The sequence below is a fragment of the Campylobacter sp. RM9334 genome (assembly GCF_020138145.1).
Classification (GTDB): domain Bacteria; phylum Campylobacterota; class Campylobacteria; order Campylobacterales; family Campylobacteraceae; genus Campylobacter_E.
Genome location: NZ_JACGAX010000031.1, coordinates 1 through 16,471 on the forward strand (window position 1 = coordinate 1; position 16,471 = coordinate 16,471).

Consider the following 16,471-nt stretch of genomic DNA (forward strand, 5'->3'; position numbering starts at 1 on the left):
TTCATTCATTGAGATTAGTGAAGTAAAAGAATTTATATTAAAGCAAGATTTAAATATAAAAGATATTCACGATATACACATTCATTCAATATCTCAAGATTATCATATACTAACAGCTCATATAATCTTAGATGATTTAAATGAGTTTAAAAGTGTTTTACAAGAGCTTAATTCTTTACTTAAGAATGAGTTTAATATACATCATATTACTATTCAGCCAGAAACAATATAAAGGATTAAAATGAAAAAATTATTTTTTGTATTTATTTTATTAATTAGTTTTTTAAATTCAAGTGAGCTAAAAGTAGCTACTTCTAAAAATGTAGGAGAACTAAATCCACATTTGTATTCTCCAAATGAAATGTTTGCTCAAAATATGGTTTATGAAGGATTTGTCTCATACTCGCAAGATAATCAAATAATACCTAGCCTAGCTACTTCTTGGGAGATTAGCGAAGATGGTTTGGTATATACTTTTTATCTTAGAAAAGGAGTTAAGTTTTCTAATGGAGAAGACTTTAATGCAAATGCAGTAAAGCTTAATTTTGATGCAATTTTTGCTAATAAACAAAGGCATATTTCTTTTGCACTTGTAAGAGCTTTTGATTATCTTGAAGTGGTTAATGATTATGAAGTAAAGCTTCATTTAAAACATATTTATGAACCTACTTTAAGAGAACTTAGTCTTATTCGTCCTTTTAGATTTATAGCTCCAAGTGCTATGATTGATAATAATACAAAAGATGGTATAAAAGCACCAATTGGCACAGGTAAATGGAAATTCGTTGATACTAAATTAGGCGTTTATGATAAGTTTGTTAAAAATGAAAATTATTGGGGCGAAAAAGCTAAAATTGATAGCATAGTATGCAAAATAATCCCTGATCCAAGCTCAAAAGTAATAGCTCTAAAAACAAAAGAAATTGATTATATTTATACTGATGGAGAAATTAGCTTAGAAGATTTTATAAACTTGCAAAAAAGCGATTATCAAACGCTAATTTCAAAGCCACTTAGCACTATTTTAATAGCACAAAATACAGCAAAATATCCAACAAATGATATTAATGTAAGAAAGGCTATTAATATGGCTATTAATAAAGATGAAATTAGCAAATATGTTTTCTATGGGACAAGACCAAAGGCTGATTTTTTCTATGATGATAATGTGCCAAATGGTAAAATTGATAGAAGTACATACGAATATAATCCTAAAAAAGCTAAGCAATTATTACTTGATAATGGTTGGGAATTTAAAAATGGCTTTTTAGAAAAAGATGGCAAAAGATTAGATGTAGTGATTTCTTATATAGGCATTAATGCAGAGCAAAAGGCTATATCAGAAGTATTACAAGCGAATTTAAAAGAAATAGGAATTAATCTAATCTTACAAGCTAATGAAAGCACTATATTTTATAAAAGACATAGAAATGGGGAATTTGAATTAATCTTTAATGCTACTTGGGGAGCTCCTTATGAGCCTGAAATTTTTATGGCTTCTATGGTTGCACCAGCTCACGCTGATTATATGGCTCAAATTGGATTAAAGCAAAAACCACTAATTGATGAAAATATAGAAAAATTATCTAAAACAATGAATAAAGATGAAAAATCTAAACTAGCTAAAGAAATACTTACAATCTTACACGATGAAGCGGTATATATTCCTATTGTATATCATACAAATATATGCGTTGCAAGTCCTAAATTAAAAGGAGTTAAAACGAGTATTTTAAAATATGAAATTCCTTTTGATGATATAGAAATTAAGGAGTAGTATGAAAAAATTCATATTAAAAAGAACTTTATATGCCATTATTTGCTTATTTTTAGCATCAATTTTTATTTTTTTATTAATTAGACTTAATGGAACTGATGCTGTTATGAATTATTTGCAAGTTAGTGGGATAGCACCAACTGATGAAGCGATAGAGCATACAAGAATTATGCTAGGCTTAAATGAGCCAATAATTACTCAATATATAGTTTGGGTAAAAAACGCCTTGCAATTAGATTTTGGGACATCATATTTTACTAATCGTAAAATTGCACCTGATTTATTTGAATACTTGGGAAATACTTTAAAGCTAACATCATTTGCCTTGCTTATAACTTTTGTAATCTCTATTCCTTTTGGGGTGTTTTCTGCAATTTATAAAAATCATTTTTTTGATTATTTTGTAAGGATTTTTTCATTTTTAGGTGTTAGCACTCCTAGTTTTTGGCTTGGTTTATTATTTATTTTATTTTTTTCTGTTGAGCTTAATTTATTGCCTCCTTTTGGCATAGGTGGGATTAATCATTTAATAATGCCTGCATTAGCAATATCTTTTATGTCAATTGCTATTAATGCTAGATTTATTAGGATTAATTTTTTACAAGCTTGTAATGAAAGATTTATAGCTTATGCAAAAATGCGTGGTGTAGGAAAGTATAAGATATATTCAAAACATATTTTATTTAATTCTTTACTACCTTTAATAACTGCTTTTGGTATGCATATAGCTGAACTTTTTGGTGGGGCTTTGGTGATTGAAAATATTTTTGCTTATCCTGGAGTTGGTCGTTATGCTGTAAGTGCTATTTATTATAGTGATTATCCTGTAATTCAAGCTTTTAGTATGATGATGTGTTTTGTGTTTATTTTAATTAATTTAATCACTGATATTTTATATGCGATAATTGACCCAAGGATTAGATATGAGTAAGAAAATTTATGAATATTTCGTGTATTTTTTATGTGCTTTTATAATCTTACTTGCTTTATTTGGTAAATATTATGCACCTTATAGTGCAAATGAGATTAATTTAGCGAATAAATTTGCTAGTAATTCATTATTGCATATTTTTGGGACTGATCATTTAGGGCGAGATATTTTCTCAAGGATTTTAGAAGGTGCTTATATTTCAATTCTAGCTACCTTTTCAACCATTATTATAATAATAGTTTTAGGCGTTAGTGTAGGTTTTATAGCTGGATTTTCAAATAATAAAATTGATAATTTTTTAATGAGAATTTGTGATATATTTTTATGCTTTCCTACTATTGTTTTGGCTTTATTTTTCGTAGGGATTTTAGGAACTGGTTTATTAAATATAATTATAGCCATTGCTTTAACTCACTGGGCTTGGTATGCAAGGATTATTAGAAGCATTGTTTTAAAGTTAAAAAATACTGAATATGTATTAATTAGCAAAACTTGTGGAGCTAGTAATTTTAAGATTTTTAAAAAGCATTTTGCAAAGCCTATTTGTATGCAGCTACTGGTATTAAGCACGCTTGATTTAGGGCATATAATGCTACATATTTCAGGTCTTAGTTTGCTTGGGCTTGGGGTAAAAGCTCCACAGGCTGAATGGGGGATAATGATAGCTGAAACAAAAGATTATATTTTAACTCATTATGAGCTTATTTTGTATCCTGGAATTGCTATGTTAATTGTAATTATTGCTTTTAATTTATTAGGCGATATTTTAAGAGATAAATTTGAAAATTTAATACAAGTTGAAAGTCATGGATAAAATAATAGTAAAAAATTTAAATATATTTTATAAAGATACAGCCTTAGTAAATAATGTTAGTATGAATATACAAAGTGGAAAAATCACGGCTTTATTAGGGCTTAGTGGAAGTGGAAAAAGCCTAATAGCAACAGCTATTATGGGATATGTAGCAAATAATTTAAAGCTTAGCGGGAGTATTTGTTTAGATGATAATTCAAAGCAAAATATTGCTTGTATTATGCAAAATCCAAGAACAGCTTTTAATCCTTTATTTAGTATCAAAAACTGCTTTTATGAGACTTTAAAGGCAAGGAATTTAAAAATTGATAATGAATATATAAAAGAGATTTTAAATAAAGTTAAATTGAACGAAAGCGTTTTAAATCTTTATCCACACGAATGCAGTGGCGGAATGCTTCAAAGAATTATGATAGCTTTAGCCTTAGTATCTCGTGCGAAATTTATAATAGCAGATGAGCCTACGAGTGATTTGGATTTGATTTCTCAAGCTGCAGTTTTAGATATATTAGAAGAAATATCAAGCAAAATAGGGATATTGTTAATAACTCATGATTTTGGAGTTGTTGCAAGACTTGCTGATTATGTTTATGTTATGGATAATGCAAGGATTGTTGAAGAAGCAACTTGTATTGATATATTTAAAAACCCACAAGCAAATATAACAAAAGAATTAATTAATTCACATTTATCATTATATGGAGTTAGCAATGCTTAAGGTAGAAAATATCTCATATTCATATAAAAATTCAAATTTATTTAGCGATAAATATACTCAAGTTTTAAATGGAGTTAGCTTTAATTTAGATGAGAATAATTCTTTAGGTATTTTAGGAATTAGTGGAAGTGGCAAAAGCACTTTAGCAAAAATCATTGCTAATATTTACAAAGCAAATTCTGGAAATGTATTTTTAAACAATGTAAAAATACAAGATAATAAAGAGTATAAAAAATTAATTCAAATAGTATTTCAAGACTCAAGAGCATCTTTTAACCCTGATTTTAGCGTTTATGAAGCCTTGATTGAACCTTTAGAAAATCTTACTAATTTTAGCAAAAGCGAGATTAAAAAAAGAGCTTTAGAATGCTTAGAATTATTAGAATTAAATCAAGACTTATTAGATAAAAAATGCTCAATGTTAAGTGGGGGACAATTACAAAGGCTAAGCATAGCAAGAGCTATTTCAATTAAGCCAAAAATACTTATTTTAGATGAAGCTACAAGTTCATTAGATGTATTAATTCAAGCAAAGATTTTAAAGACTTTAAAAAATCTTCAAAAGGATTTAAGCTATATCGTAATAACTCATGATTTAAGGATTATAAAATTATTTTGTGATGAAGTTTTAGTCCTTGATAAAGGCAAGGTAATTGAGAGCAAAAAAGTATGCAAGGATTTAGAATTTGAAAGCTTAATGGCTAAAGAATTAAGCAATAGCATATTAAAGCCTTTTCCTAAGGATTTTTATAAATAATATTTAAAAGATTAAATATAATTTTTGTAATTTTGTAAAAAAGTGTTACGAATTTACAAATTCTTATAATTAATCTTAAAAATTATTATGAAATTAAGCTTAGTTTATTAATATTTCTTTTTATTTTCAAAAAAGGTTTTTAATGAGTTCAACGCTACTTATTCAACAGATTTTCAATGGCTTTTCACTAGGCTCAATGTATGCACTAATTGCTATTGGATATACTATGGTTTATGGAGTTTTAAGGCTTATCAATTTTGCTCACGGCGATATTATGATGATAGGCTCGTATGCTTGTTTATTTGCACTTAATTTTTTTGCCTTTCCGTTTATACCTGCTTTTGGTTTTGCTATATTAATTTGTATTGCACTTGGAATTAGCATTGATAAGATTGCTTATAAGCCACTTAGAAATTCTCCTAGAATTTCACTATTAATAACTGCTATTGGAGTTTCGTTTTTCTTAGAAAATCTAATAAATGTATTATTTACAAGCACACCACAACCATTTAATGCACCAAGTATTTTGATAAATCCTATTAATTTATTTGATATTAGAATGTCTTTGCTTGATTTGATAATTCCAACTTTAACTATTATTATTTTAATAGCTGTTTTGTTGATTTTGTATAAAAGCAAATATGGAATTGCTATTCGTGCACTTGCTTTTGATATTTCAACCGTTGCTTTAATGGGAATTGATGCTAATAAAATTATAGCTTTTGTATTTGCACTAGGCTCAATGTTAGCTTGTATTGGCGGGATTTTTTGGGCGTGTAAATATCCACAAATTGACCCTAATATGGGAGTTTTAATAGGGCTTAAGGCTTTTGGAGCTGCTGTTTTAGGTGGTATTGGTAGCGTTGGCGGAGCTGTTCTTGGTGGGCTTATAATTGGATTTTGCGAAGTTTTAATAGTAGCTTTTGTGCCTGATTTAGCAGGGTTTAAAGATGGTTTTGCATTTATATTTTTAGTATTTGTTTTATTGTTTAAACCAACAGGAATTATGGGACAAGATTATGAAAGGAGTAGATTTTAATGAAAAATATATTTTCAATAATCATTTTAATCTTAGCAGTTTTAAGCATTTTTGCGGCTCAATATTGCTTGAGTGATTATGCTTTAAGAACTTTTATAAATATTAGTATTTTTATAATCTTGGCAGTATCTTATAATCTAATCAATGGTGTAACAGGGCAATTTAGCCTAGAGCCTAATGGTTTTGTTGCAGTTGGTGCTTATATTACGGCTTTATTATTGCTTGATATTGAAGCTAAGCAAGATCAATTTAGCTTATTAGACCCGCATCCATTTATTTTATCATTTCATACTGATAGCTTTTTTATAGCTTTATTAGCGGGTGGTTTTAGTGCTTTGGCTTTATCTTTAATCTTAAGCTTTGCTGTTTTTCGTGTAAGGGGAGATTATTTAGCTATCGTTACGCTTGGATTTGGGATAATTATTAAATTAATTGCACTTAATTTCGCAGCTTTTACAAACGGAGTGCAAGGGTTAAATGAAATTCCAAAACCGAATAATTTTTTATATATAGTTGGAATTATTACTATTATTAGCGTTATTTTAATACTTAATATCATTTATTCAAAATACGGCAGAGCAATGAAGGCTGTAAGAGATGATGAAGATGCAGCTTTAGCTATGGGGATTAATACTTTTAGGATTAAGACTTTAGCTTTTGGGACTAGTGCTTTTTTAGAAGGTGTAGCAGGTGGGCTTTTAGCTTGTTATATCACAAGTGTTACGCCTGAACAATTTGACTTTTTATTTACATTCCAATTATTAATTATCATAGTTTTAGGTGGGTTAGGAAGCACTACAGGAGCAATTATTGGAGCTATTTTAGTAATTGGTGGAAGTGAGTGGCTTAGATTTTTAGATGAACCTATGAGCATTTTTGGTTATGAGACAAAAGGTTTGCCAGGACTTAGAATGCTTGTGTTTTCTATCATATTAATTTTAGTAATGCTATTTGCAAGGCGTGGGATTTTTGGCGATAAGGAGCTAAGCGATATTATTTTTAAAAGGTTTAAAAAATGATTTTAGAGCTTAAGAATATTGATAAGAATTTTGGTGGAGTAAAGGCTATAAATAATGCAAATCTTAGCGTTAAAAAAGGTGAAGTTTTTGGACTTATTGGACCTAATGGAGCAGGGAAAACTACTTTATTTAATATAATTTCAGGAGCTTATAAACCAAGTTCGGGTGAGATTATTTTTGATAATAAAAACATTACAAATCTAAATCAATTAGAAATCACAAAATTAGGCATTGCAAGGACTTTTCAAAATATTAGATTATTTTCATCTATGAGTGTGCTTGAGAATGTTTTAATAGGGCTAAATTGTAGTATTAATTACAATATTTTTGAAGCGTTTTTGCATATTGCAAGATATAAAAAGGCTGAAAAACAAGCAAGAGAAGAAGCAATAAAAATACTAAATACTCTTAAAATCTCTCATTTAGCTAATGCAAAATCAACCGAATTAAGTTATGGAGAACAAAGAAAATTAGAAATAGCAAGAGCATTAGCACTAAAGCCAAAATTATTATTACTTGATGAGCCTGTAGCAGGAATGAATGGGACTGAGAGCAATGAATTAGCAGATATTATAACTACTCTTAAAAAAGAGCTTAGTATAGTGTTGATTGAGCATGATATGAAGTTTGTAAATAGCTTATGTGATAGGGTTTTAGTGCTTGATTATGGTAAGAGTATTTTCTTAGGCTCACCAAAAGAAGCAGTTAATAATAATGAAGTAATTAAAGCATATTTAGGAGATTTTTAATGTTAAAGGTTAAAAACTTAAGCGTTCATTATGGTTTGATTAAAGCTGTTGATGATATTAGTTTTCATATAAACTCAGGAGAAATCGTAAGTATTGTAGGTAGTAACGGGGCTGGTAAAACTAGCACTTTAAATGCGATTTTGAATATTCCTAAGCGTAGTGGGGAGATTAATTTTTTAGGTTATGAAATAGAAAGGCATAAAACTCATACTCTAGTTCAAAAAGGAATTAGCCTTGTGCCAGAAGGAAGAAGAGTTTTTGCAAATCTTAGCATAGAAGATAATCTTAAAATGGGAGCGTTTTATAATGCTGATAATTACGAGCATTTAAAAGAGCAAATGTATAGATTATTCCCACGCTTAAAGCAAAAAAATAATACCTTAGCAAGGAATTTAAGTGGTGGAGAAGCACAAATGTTAGCAATCTCAAGAGCTTTAATGGGAGAGCCAAAATTACTTATGTTAGATGAACCAAGTCTAGGACTTGCACCTAAGATTGTAGGAGAAGTTTTTGAGATAATTAAGGTTTTAAAAAATGAAGGAATTACTATTTTATTAGTAGAGCAAAACGCCCAACAAGCATTAAAAATAAGCGATAGGGCTTATGTTTTAGAAAATGGTAAAATCGTTTTAGAAGGCAAAGGAATTGACCTTGCAAATGATGATAATATTCGCAAAAAATATTTAGGAATTTAAATATAAAATCGGAATTAATTTTTCGGTTTTATATTTTAATATGATTTATTTTAGCCTTGTTATAAATTAATATTTATATATGAGATTTTATGATGATTATTTTTTTAGTATAAATATATTTTTATTATTTAACTTAGGAATTTAATTCTACTTATGTTTTAGCATTATCAATAAATATCAAGATGATTTTAAGTAAGATTTTATATAATCACTTTTATCTAAAATGAAAGTGTGTGATGAAAAATAAGAATTTAATTTACCAACTAGAAGGAAAACCCCCGTTTTTTGTAGCACTTCCTTTGGGAATGCAGCATGTTCTTGCTATGTTTACAGGAAATTTAGCCCCCATTTTGATAATTATAGGGGTCTTAAATAGTACGAGTATTGTAATATCCACGCAAGAAAGTATCAGTTTAATCCAATCAGCTATGCTAGCTTCTGGCATAGTAACTCTTCTGCAACTTTATCCAATCAAATATAAAAATATCCAAATAGGTGCTAATCTTCCAATAGTTATGGGGACTACATTTGCTTTTGTGCCAACAGCTATAAGTGTTGCAAATACTTATGGTTTTAGTGCAATTTTAGCTTCTTCTCTTATAGGCAGTATAATCACTATATTTATTGGTTTTGCTTACAAATATATCACAAAGATTTTATCTGAATTAGTAATAGGTGTTGTATTAATTGCAATCGGCATTAATTTATTAGATGTGGGTGTTAATTATTGTGCGGGTGGTTTAGCTGCTAAAAAAATGGGAACTTATGGGGATATTATTAATTTATGTTTATCTTTTAGCACTTTTGCAATCATTATTGCTATTCAACGATTTGCAAAGGGTATCTTTAAAGTTTCAGCTATTTTAATAGGTCTTGTTGTGGGATATTTTTTAGCTTATATGGTAGGTAGAGTAGATACTAGTATTATTAGTGAAGCAAGTTGGTTTAGCTTGCCTATTCCAATTATTTTAATTAATGAATTTCATTTTGAACTAGCCCCTATTGTAAGTGCCATTATCGTTTATATAATCACAAGTTTAGAAACTATTGGAAATGTTAATGGAATTACCGTAGCAGCTTTTAATAGGTGTGCTAAAGAAAAAGAAATCAGTGGAGCTATTTTAGCAGATGGTGTTGGTTGTATGGTGGCTAGTTTGTTAAATGCTTTACCTAATACAGCTTATGGTCAAAATGCAGGAATAATAGCAATGACAAAAATTATAAATAAATATTGCATAGCTTTAGGTGCTTTTTTTATTATAGTATCAGCTTTTATTCCTAAATTAGGAGCTGTTTTTAGGACTATTCCAGATAGTGTTTTAGGGGGTGCAGTTATTATGATTTTTGCTATGATTTTGATAAATGGTATTAAGATTGTAGCTTATGCTGGATTTAGCAACAAAAATGTAATGATATTAGGTATTACTTTTGGTCTTGGGTATGGGTTTGGAGTCCATCCTGAAATTACTAGTAATTTGCCAGGTTATATAAGTTGGGTTTTTAAAGATAGCATAGTAGGAGTTTGTGTAATTTCTATGATAGCTTCTTTATTTTTTGCAAAAGATAAATAAGGGTGAGTATGAAAGAAGAATTTAAAACGATAGGTAAAAGTGAAACAAGATGGGATGCTTACGCTAAAGTTACAGGTAAAGCAATTTATACTGCTGATATTCCTACTAAGAAAAAGTTTTATGCAAGAATAGTAAGATCTAGCATAGCACATGGATATGTTAAAAGTTTTGATTTTAGCGAAGCTTTAAAGGTTGATGGGGTTATTAAAATTTTAACTTATAAAGATATGCCAAAAACTAAGTTTGCAACCGCAGGTCATCCATTTGGACTAGACCCAAAGACTAGAGATAGGTATGATAGAACCATTTTAACAGAGCATGTTAGATTATTTGGAGATGAAATAGCAGCTATTATTGCAACCACTGATTTAGCTGCAAAAATTGCTGTAAGTAAGGTAAAGGTTGAATATGATGAGCTTCCTTTTTATCTAACCCCACAAGAAGCAATGCAAGAAGGGGCTGCGAAAATTCATGAGGATTTAGATAGTAATATAATGGCTCATACTATTAGTAAAGTTGGAGATGTAGAATCGGCTTTAGCTAATAGCGATTATGTTTTTAGTGATACATTTAAAGTTCCTTTACAACAACATTGCCATATGGAAAATCAGATTGCTTATGCTTATAAAGACCAAGATAATCGTTATGTGGTAGTAAGTTCAACTCAAATTCCACATATTTTAAGAAGAATTTTAGGCGAAGTTTTTGAAAAACATTGGAGTTATTTTAGAGTTATAAAACCTTTTGTTGGTGGTGGTTTTGGTAATAAACAAGAAGTAACAATAGAGCCACTTTGCGTTGCTTTATCTATGGCTATGGGTGGAGAAATTGTTCAAATTGCACTTGATAGAGAAGAAAGTATCGCATATACAAGAACAAGACACGAAATGGAATATAAAGCAAAAATGGGTATTAGTAAAGATGGCTTTATAAATGCTTTAGATATAGAAGTATTATCAAATAAAGGAGCTTACGCATCTCATACTCATTCGGTTGGTATTAAAGGTGGTGGAGTTTTATTATCTTTATATAATATTCCTAACTTTAGATATGACATTAAAACCGTTCATACAAATATAGCAACAGCTGGGGCTATGAGAGGATATGGAGTTCCACAGGTTATGTTTTTTATAGAAAGTTTTATGGAAAATGTAGCTAGAAAAATGGGTTTTGATTCTATTAGTTTTAGAGAAAAAAATATAGTAGGAAATGATGTTTTAAATCCACTAAATCAAGTTATTCAAAAATCAGCTAAATTAAAAGAATGTATTAAGGTTGCTAAAGATAAATTTAATTACTATGAAAAACAAAAAGCCTGTAAAGAATTTAAACACTCTTATAAAAAGCGTGGGGTAGGGCTTGCAACCTTTACTTATACAACAGGTGTTTATCCAAAGGGCTTAGAAACAGCAGCAGCTAGAGTAATACTAAATCAAGATGCACATATTAAACTAATGCTAGGTTCAACTGAAATCGGACAAGGTTCTGATACGGTTTTAGCTCAAATGGCAGCAGAAGTTTTAAGTATTCCTTATGATTGGGTTATAGTTGATGCGAATACTGATACAGATACGGCTCCATTTGATACAGGAGCTTATGCTTCAAGACAAAGCTATGTAACAGGGCTTGCAGTAAAAGAAGCTGCTTTAAAATTAAAAACAAAAATATTAAAAACAGCAGCGAGATTAAAAGATGTTGATTTTGCAAATCTTGATTTAGAAAATGCAAATATTGTTTTTAAGAATAAAGAAGTTTTAATGAGTTTGGCTGATTTTGCTTTACACACTACTTATGATTGGCAAAAGGCTAAAAGTTTATCGGCATTTGCAAGTGTAAATTGCCATACAAATTCTTATAGTTATGGTATTACTATGGCTATGGTTGAAGTTGATATGAATACAGGAAAAATAGAGATATTAGATATTTTAAATGTTCATGATGCTGGTAAGGTATTAAATCCACTTTTAGCAAGTTCTCAAGTAGAAGGCGGAATGGGAATGGCAATTCCTTATGCTTTATTAGAAGAATTAAAATATGACAAAAAAACAGGTAAGATTTTAAACAATAATCTTTTAGATTATAAAGTTCCAACTGCACTTGATGTTCCTGATTTAGATGTTAGTTTTGTTGATAATTATGACCCTTATGGTCCATTTGGTAATAAGTCTTTAGGTGAACCTCCTATGTGTTCTCCTGCACCTGCTATTAGAAATGCAGTGCTTGATGCTACAAATATAGAGTTTAATCAAATTCCAATAACACCAGAAAGATTTTTTCAAGCTAAGGATAAAGAATGTATTATTTAAGTAATTACACGGAAGCAAAAAGCGTTAATGAAGCTAGTAGGTTATTAAAAACTATAGATGATTCGGTATTAATTGCAGGCGGAACTGATATTTTAATTAAACTTAGAAGTTTGGATAAAAAATATGCAAATAAGCATTTAATAGGAATTAATACTTTAAAAGAATTAAAAACCATAACAATTGATGATGAGTTTATTCATATAGGCGCATTATGCACTTTTGATGATATAGAAAATAATGAAATTATAAAAAATAATTTAACAAATCTAAAACAAGCAGCTGCTCTAGTTGGTGGCCCGCAAATTAGAAATATGGCCACAATAGGTGGAAATATTTGCAATGGTGCAACTTCTGCTGATAGTGCTTCAAGTCTTTTTACTCTTGATGCGATTTTAGTTATTTACAATGAAGACACACGCAAAGAAATTGCTATAAATGATTTTTATATTAGTTCTGGTGTTGTTAAATTAGAAAAAGGAGATATTTTAACAAGTATTAAAATTCCTAAAAAATCTTTTAATGGTTATGTTAGTAAATATATAAAATTTGCTCAAAGAAATGCTATGGATATAGCTACAATTGGAGTTAGTGTTATGTTAAAAACTAATAATGATGAGATAATTGATTTAAAATTAGCTTACGGAGTGGCTGCTCCTACTCCTATTAGAGCTAAAGAAAGTGAAAAGTTAGCAAAAGGTTTAAAATTAACTAAGGAAAATATTGAAAAAATTGCTAATAATATTTTAAATGAAACAAAGGCAAGAGATTCTTGGAGAGCTTCTAAAGATTTTAGAAATAATCTTTTAACAACGCTTACAAAAAGAGCTATTTATGAATTAATAGGAAAAAATTATGAAAATTAAAACTTATATAAATGATAAATTTTATGAATTACACATTGACCCTAGAATGTCATTGCTTGAATTAATAAGAAATGTATTACAATTAAGTGGAACTAAAGAAGGCTGTAGTGTTGGTGAATGTGGAGCTTGTGCTGTTTTGGTTGATGGTAAAAATGTAAATAGCTGTATTTATTTAGCAGCTTGGGCTGATGGTAAAAAAATAACTACTATAGAAGGTTTAACCCCTTTTGATGGCTTAAGTCTTTTACAAGAAAATTTTATAAAAAATGGAGCTGTTCAGTGTGGATTTTGCACTCCTGGGTTTATTATTTCATCAACTGCTTTGCTTAGTAAAAATAAAATGCCTACTAAGTTTGAAATAAGGCGAGGGGTGTCTGGTAATCTATGTCGTTGCACAGGATATAAAAAAATCTTTCAAGCCATAGAAGATACTGCAAATAATGCTAAATGAAGCTTTAGATATTAAATATAAAGACAAAATTGCGATTATAGGCTCTGGTGGGAAGACCACTTTTGCTTATAATCTAGCTAAACAAAATCAAGATAAAATCACAATTCTTACAACAAGTACAAAAATGTATGAAGTAAAAGATATAAATTTTAATAATCTATATAATCAAACAAGTATTACAAATCTTAAAAAAGGCGTTAATTTATGTGGAAAAATTATTGACAATAAAGTAAATGCTTTAGATGATTTTAGTGATTTTTATAAAAATTGTGATTTGTTTATATATGAAGCTGATGGAGCTAAGGAATTGCCTTATAAAGTTTGGAAAAATAATGAGCCTGTTATTTTAGAAAATACCAATAAAATAATAGGAATTATTCCACTTCATTTATTAAATTATCAATTAAATGAGAATTTCATTCATAGGTTTGATGATTTTTTGAAAGTATTTGAAGTGAGTAAAAGTGATGTTTTAAGTATTGATTTAATAGAAAAAATTTGTTTAAAAATGTTTGAAAATATTAGTTTAAATTCTGATAATTTTATTTTTTTTAATAGATGCGATGATTTAAAAGTATTAAATGAACTTGCAAAAAGATTAAAAAATTTTAGATTATTAGCTGGTTTTTTAAAAGAAGAAAAATATATAAGGCTTAATTTTTGAAAGGAATTTGTATTATCTTAGCAGCTGGATATTCAAGAAGGCTTGGTTTAAATAAATCATTTTTAAAATATAAAAATACTTATTTTATTGATTTGATTATTCAAAAAACTTTAGAGCTTAATATGGATATTAAAATAGTTGCTAATGAGAATAATTACGAGTATTTAAAGACAAATTATAAAGATTTTAATGTGGTTTTAAATGCCTTTAATAAGGGTCAAAATACAAGTATAAAAATAGCTTTAAACAATGTTTTAGATTATGATTACGCAATATTTTTACCGATTGATCAAATATTTTTAAAAACTAATTCAATAAAAACTATCATTTCAAAATATAAAGAAAATTATATTGTTGTTCCTAGATTTAATAATATTAATTCCTTGCCTACTATTTTTGATAAAAAATATTTTAAAGAATTGTGCGAATTAGATAATGATAGCGGTGGAAAAGTGCTAATTCAAAAATATAAAGATAAAGTAATTTTTGTTGATTTATATGATGAATTAGAAGGAAAAGATATAGATACTAAAGAAGATTTAAGGTTGATTGATGAGTGAATTTGTAATTATTAGAGGAGCGGGTGATATTGCTAGTGGTATTGCTGCTAGGCTTTTTAGAGCAGGCTTTAAGATACTTTTATTAGAATGTTTAAAACCAAGTTCAATTAGAACAAAAGTTTGTTTTTCTCAAGCAGTTTATGATAAAACTTGCGAAATAGAAGGTATAAAAGCGAAGTTAGTTAATAAAGATGAGATTTTAGATTGTAAGGATTTTATCCCTATTATAATTGATGAGAATTTAGATATTTTAAATTATATAAAACCAAGGGCTTTAATTGATTCAATTTTAGCTAAAAGGAATTTAGGAACAAATATTAATATGGCTCCTATTGTGATTGCTATTGGACCTGGGTTTTGTGCTGGAATTGACGCTCACGCTGTAATCGAGAGTAATCGCGGCCATAATTTAGGCAAGGTTATTTTAAGTGGTTTTGCAGAGAAAAATACAGGAATTCCTGCTGAAGTAAAAGGAATTGGAGCAAAAAGAGTAATTTATGCAAACGATAATGGAATCTTTAAAGCTATTGCTAAAATAGGTGATATTGTAAAAGAAGAAGAAATTATTGCATATATTGATAATACACCTGTTAAAGCTAGTATAAGTGGGCTTTTAAGAGGTATTATTAATGATAATTTTGAAGTAGTAAAGGGTCTTAAAATTGCAGATATTGACCCAAGAATTAGTGAATATGAAAATTGCTTTAGTATTTCAGATAAGGCTAGGAGCATAGGTGGTGGGGTTCTTGAAGCTTTGATGTATTTTGAAAATAGGAATAAAAATGGATGAATTGATAATAAAAGAAATATATAAAAGATGTGAGAAAAATGAAAAAATTGCCTTAATAACTCTTACAAAATCAAGTGGTAGCACTCCTAGAAATGCAGGTTCTATGATGGCTTTATTTAGCGATGGCACAAGCATTGGAAGTATAGGTGGTGGTAAATTAGAATTTGAAGTTTTAAAAGAAGCTAAAGAATGTTTAGAAAATAATAAAAGTAAAATTTTTAATCACGAATTAACACCGAATGGAGATTTAAAAATGCAGTGTGGCGGGCTTGCGAGTGGTTATATAAAAATTATTAATCAAAAAGCAAAATTAATAATATGTGGAGCAGGACATATTGGTAAAGAAATACTATTTTTATCAAAATATTTAGGTTTTTATTCCATTTTAATTGATGATAGGCAAGATTATTTGCAAGGTTTAGCAAATGAAGAATATTTCAGTAATTATGAAGATTTGAGTTTTTTAGATATTGATGATAATACTTATGTAATTATTGTTACAAAATCTCATTTAGATGATTATAAATGCTTAAAAAATGTAATAGATAAAAATGCAAAATATGTTGGTGTTATTGGAAGTAAAACTAAACATAAATTCATTAAAGATGAGCTGATTAAAGATAATTTTAGTGCCGAATTATTTAATAAAATTTATGCTCCAATAGGTTTAGACATTGCAAATCAGGAGCCAAGAGAAATTGCGTTTAGTATTTTAAGTGAGGTTTTACTTATCAAAAATCAAGGTAAATTAGCACATAAAAAAAATT

18 protein-coding genes are annotated in these 16,471 nt (G+C 28.6%); all 18 read left to right on the top strand.

Translation table 11 applies throughout. The features are described from left to right. On the top strand, positions 1-232 hold a 232-nt coding region (locus tag AVBRAN9334_RS09555), incomplete at its 5' end, for a cation transporter dimerization domain-containing protein (protein WP_442862422.1). A gap of 9 nt (positions 233-241) precedes the next feature. Next, positions 242-1,777 (top strand): nickel ABC transporter substrate-binding protein, encoded by a 1,536-nt coding sequence (gene nikA, locus AVBRAN9334_RS09560; RefSeq protein WP_336607685.1) that lies wholly within the window; start codon positions 242-244, stop codon positions 1,775-1,777. 1 nt (position 1,778) lies between these two features. After that, on the top strand, positions 1,779-2,708 hold the full coding sequence (locus AVBRAN9334_RS09565) for an ABC transporter permease subunit (protein ID WP_336607686.1): 930 nt from the start codon (positions 1,779-1,781) through the stop codon (positions 2,706-2,708). Beyond that, the gene (gene nikC / locus AVBRAN9334_RS09570; protein ID WP_214118841.1) at positions 2,701-3,522 is read left to right on the top strand and encodes a nickel ABC transporter permease subunit NikC; all 822 of its coding nucleotides are present in this window, start codon (positions 2,701-2,703) and stop codon (positions 3,520-3,522) included. The genes AVBRAN9334_RS09565 and nikC overlap by 8 nt, the downstream gene beginning before the upstream one ends. After that, the gene (locus tag AVBRAN9334_RS09575; RefSeq protein WP_214118843.1) at positions 3,515-4,240 is read left to right on the top strand and encodes an ABC transporter ATP-binding protein; all 726 of its coding nucleotides are present in this window, start codon (positions 3,515-3,517) and stop codon (positions 4,238-4,240) included. The genes nikC and AVBRAN9334_RS09575 overlap by 8 nt, the downstream gene beginning before the upstream one ends. Continuing rightward, complete coding sequence (locus AVBRAN9334_RS09580; RefSeq protein WP_239802934.1) at positions 4,233-4,997, top strand: ABC transporter ATP-binding protein; 765 nt, start codon at positions 4,233-4,235, stop codon at positions 4,995-4,997. Before AVBRAN9334_RS09575 ends, AVBRAN9334_RS09580 begins: the two co-directional genes overlap by 8 nt. A 142-nt stretch (positions 4,998-5,139) precedes the next feature. Continuing rightward, entirely contained in the window at positions 5,140-6,036 is an 897-nt protein-coding gene (locus AVBRAN9334_RS09585; RefSeq protein WP_214118846.1) for a branched-chain amino acid ABC transporter permease, read from the top strand. Then, positions 6,036-7,055, top strand: a complete 1,020-nt coding sequence (locus tag AVBRAN9334_RS09590) for a branched-chain amino acid ABC transporter permease (protein WP_442862237.1) — start codon at positions 6,036-6,038, stop codon at positions 7,053-7,055. The genes AVBRAN9334_RS09585 and AVBRAN9334_RS09590 overlap by 1 nt, the downstream gene beginning before the upstream one ends. Beyond that, positions 7,052-7,804: an ABC transporter ATP-binding protein gene (locus AVBRAN9334_RS09595; protein WP_214118849.1), complete on the top strand. Its 753-nt coding sequence runs from the start codon at positions 7,052-7,054 to the stop codon at positions 7,802-7,804. Before AVBRAN9334_RS09590 ends, AVBRAN9334_RS09595 begins: the two co-directional genes overlap by 4 nt. Then, on the top strand, positions 7,804-8,499 hold the full coding sequence (locus tag AVBRAN9334_RS09600) for an ABC transporter ATP-binding protein (protein ID WP_214118851.1): 696 nt from the start codon (positions 7,804-7,806) through the stop codon (positions 8,497-8,499). The genes AVBRAN9334_RS09595 and AVBRAN9334_RS09600 overlap by 1 nt, the downstream gene beginning before the upstream one ends. A 236-nt stretch (positions 8,500-8,735) precedes the next feature. After that, positions 8,736-10,070, top strand: coding sequence for a uracil-xanthine permease family protein (locus AVBRAN9334_RS09605; RefSeq protein WP_239802933.1), 1,335 nt, complete (start codon positions 8,736-8,738; stop codon positions 10,068-10,070). Between the two features lie 8 nt (positions 10,071-10,078). Then, complete coding sequence (gene xdhA / locus AVBRAN9334_RS09610) at positions 10,079-12,376, top strand: xanthine dehydrogenase subunit XdhA (protein WP_239802932.1); 2,298 nt, start codon at positions 10,079-10,081, stop codon at positions 12,374-12,376. Next, complete coding sequence (xdhB, locus tag AVBRAN9334_RS09615; protein ID WP_214118857.1) at positions 12,364-13,239, top strand: xanthine dehydrogenase subunit XdhB; 876 nt, start codon at positions 12,364-12,366, stop codon at positions 13,237-13,239. Before xdhA ends, xdhB begins: the two co-directional genes overlap by 13 nt. After that, a complete protein-coding gene (locus AVBRAN9334_RS09620) occupies positions 13,229-13,690 on the top strand; it encodes a (2Fe-2S)-binding protein (RefSeq protein WP_336607687.1) in 462 nt (153 codons plus the stop codon). The genes xdhB and AVBRAN9334_RS09620 overlap by 11 nt, the downstream gene beginning before the upstream one ends. After that, positions 13,680-14,354: a selenium cofactor biosynthesis protein YqeC gene (gene yqeC / locus AVBRAN9334_RS09625; protein ID WP_214150224.1), complete on the top strand. Its 675-nt coding sequence runs from the start codon at positions 13,680-13,682 to the stop codon at positions 14,352-14,354. The genes AVBRAN9334_RS09620 and yqeC overlap by 11 nt, the downstream gene beginning before the upstream one ends. Continuing rightward, on the top strand, positions 14,351-14,914 hold the full coding sequence (locus AVBRAN9334_RS09630; RefSeq protein WP_336607688.1) for an NTP transferase domain-containing protein: 564 nt from the start codon (positions 14,351-14,353) through the stop codon (positions 14,912-14,914). The genes yqeC and AVBRAN9334_RS09630 overlap by 4 nt, the downstream gene beginning before the upstream one ends. Continuing rightward, a complete protein-coding gene (yqeB, locus tag AVBRAN9334_RS09635; protein ID WP_336607689.1) occupies positions 14,907-15,704 on the top strand; it encodes a selenium-dependent molybdenum cofactor biosynthesis protein YqeB in 798 nt (265 codons plus the stop codon). Before AVBRAN9334_RS09630 ends, yqeB begins: the two co-directional genes overlap by 8 nt. Then, positions 15,697-16,471: XdhC family protein (locus AVBRAN9334_RS09640; protein ID WP_336607690.1), on the top strand; the 775-nt coding region annotated here is incomplete at its 3' end. The genes yqeB and AVBRAN9334_RS09640, both read left to right, overlap by 8 nt.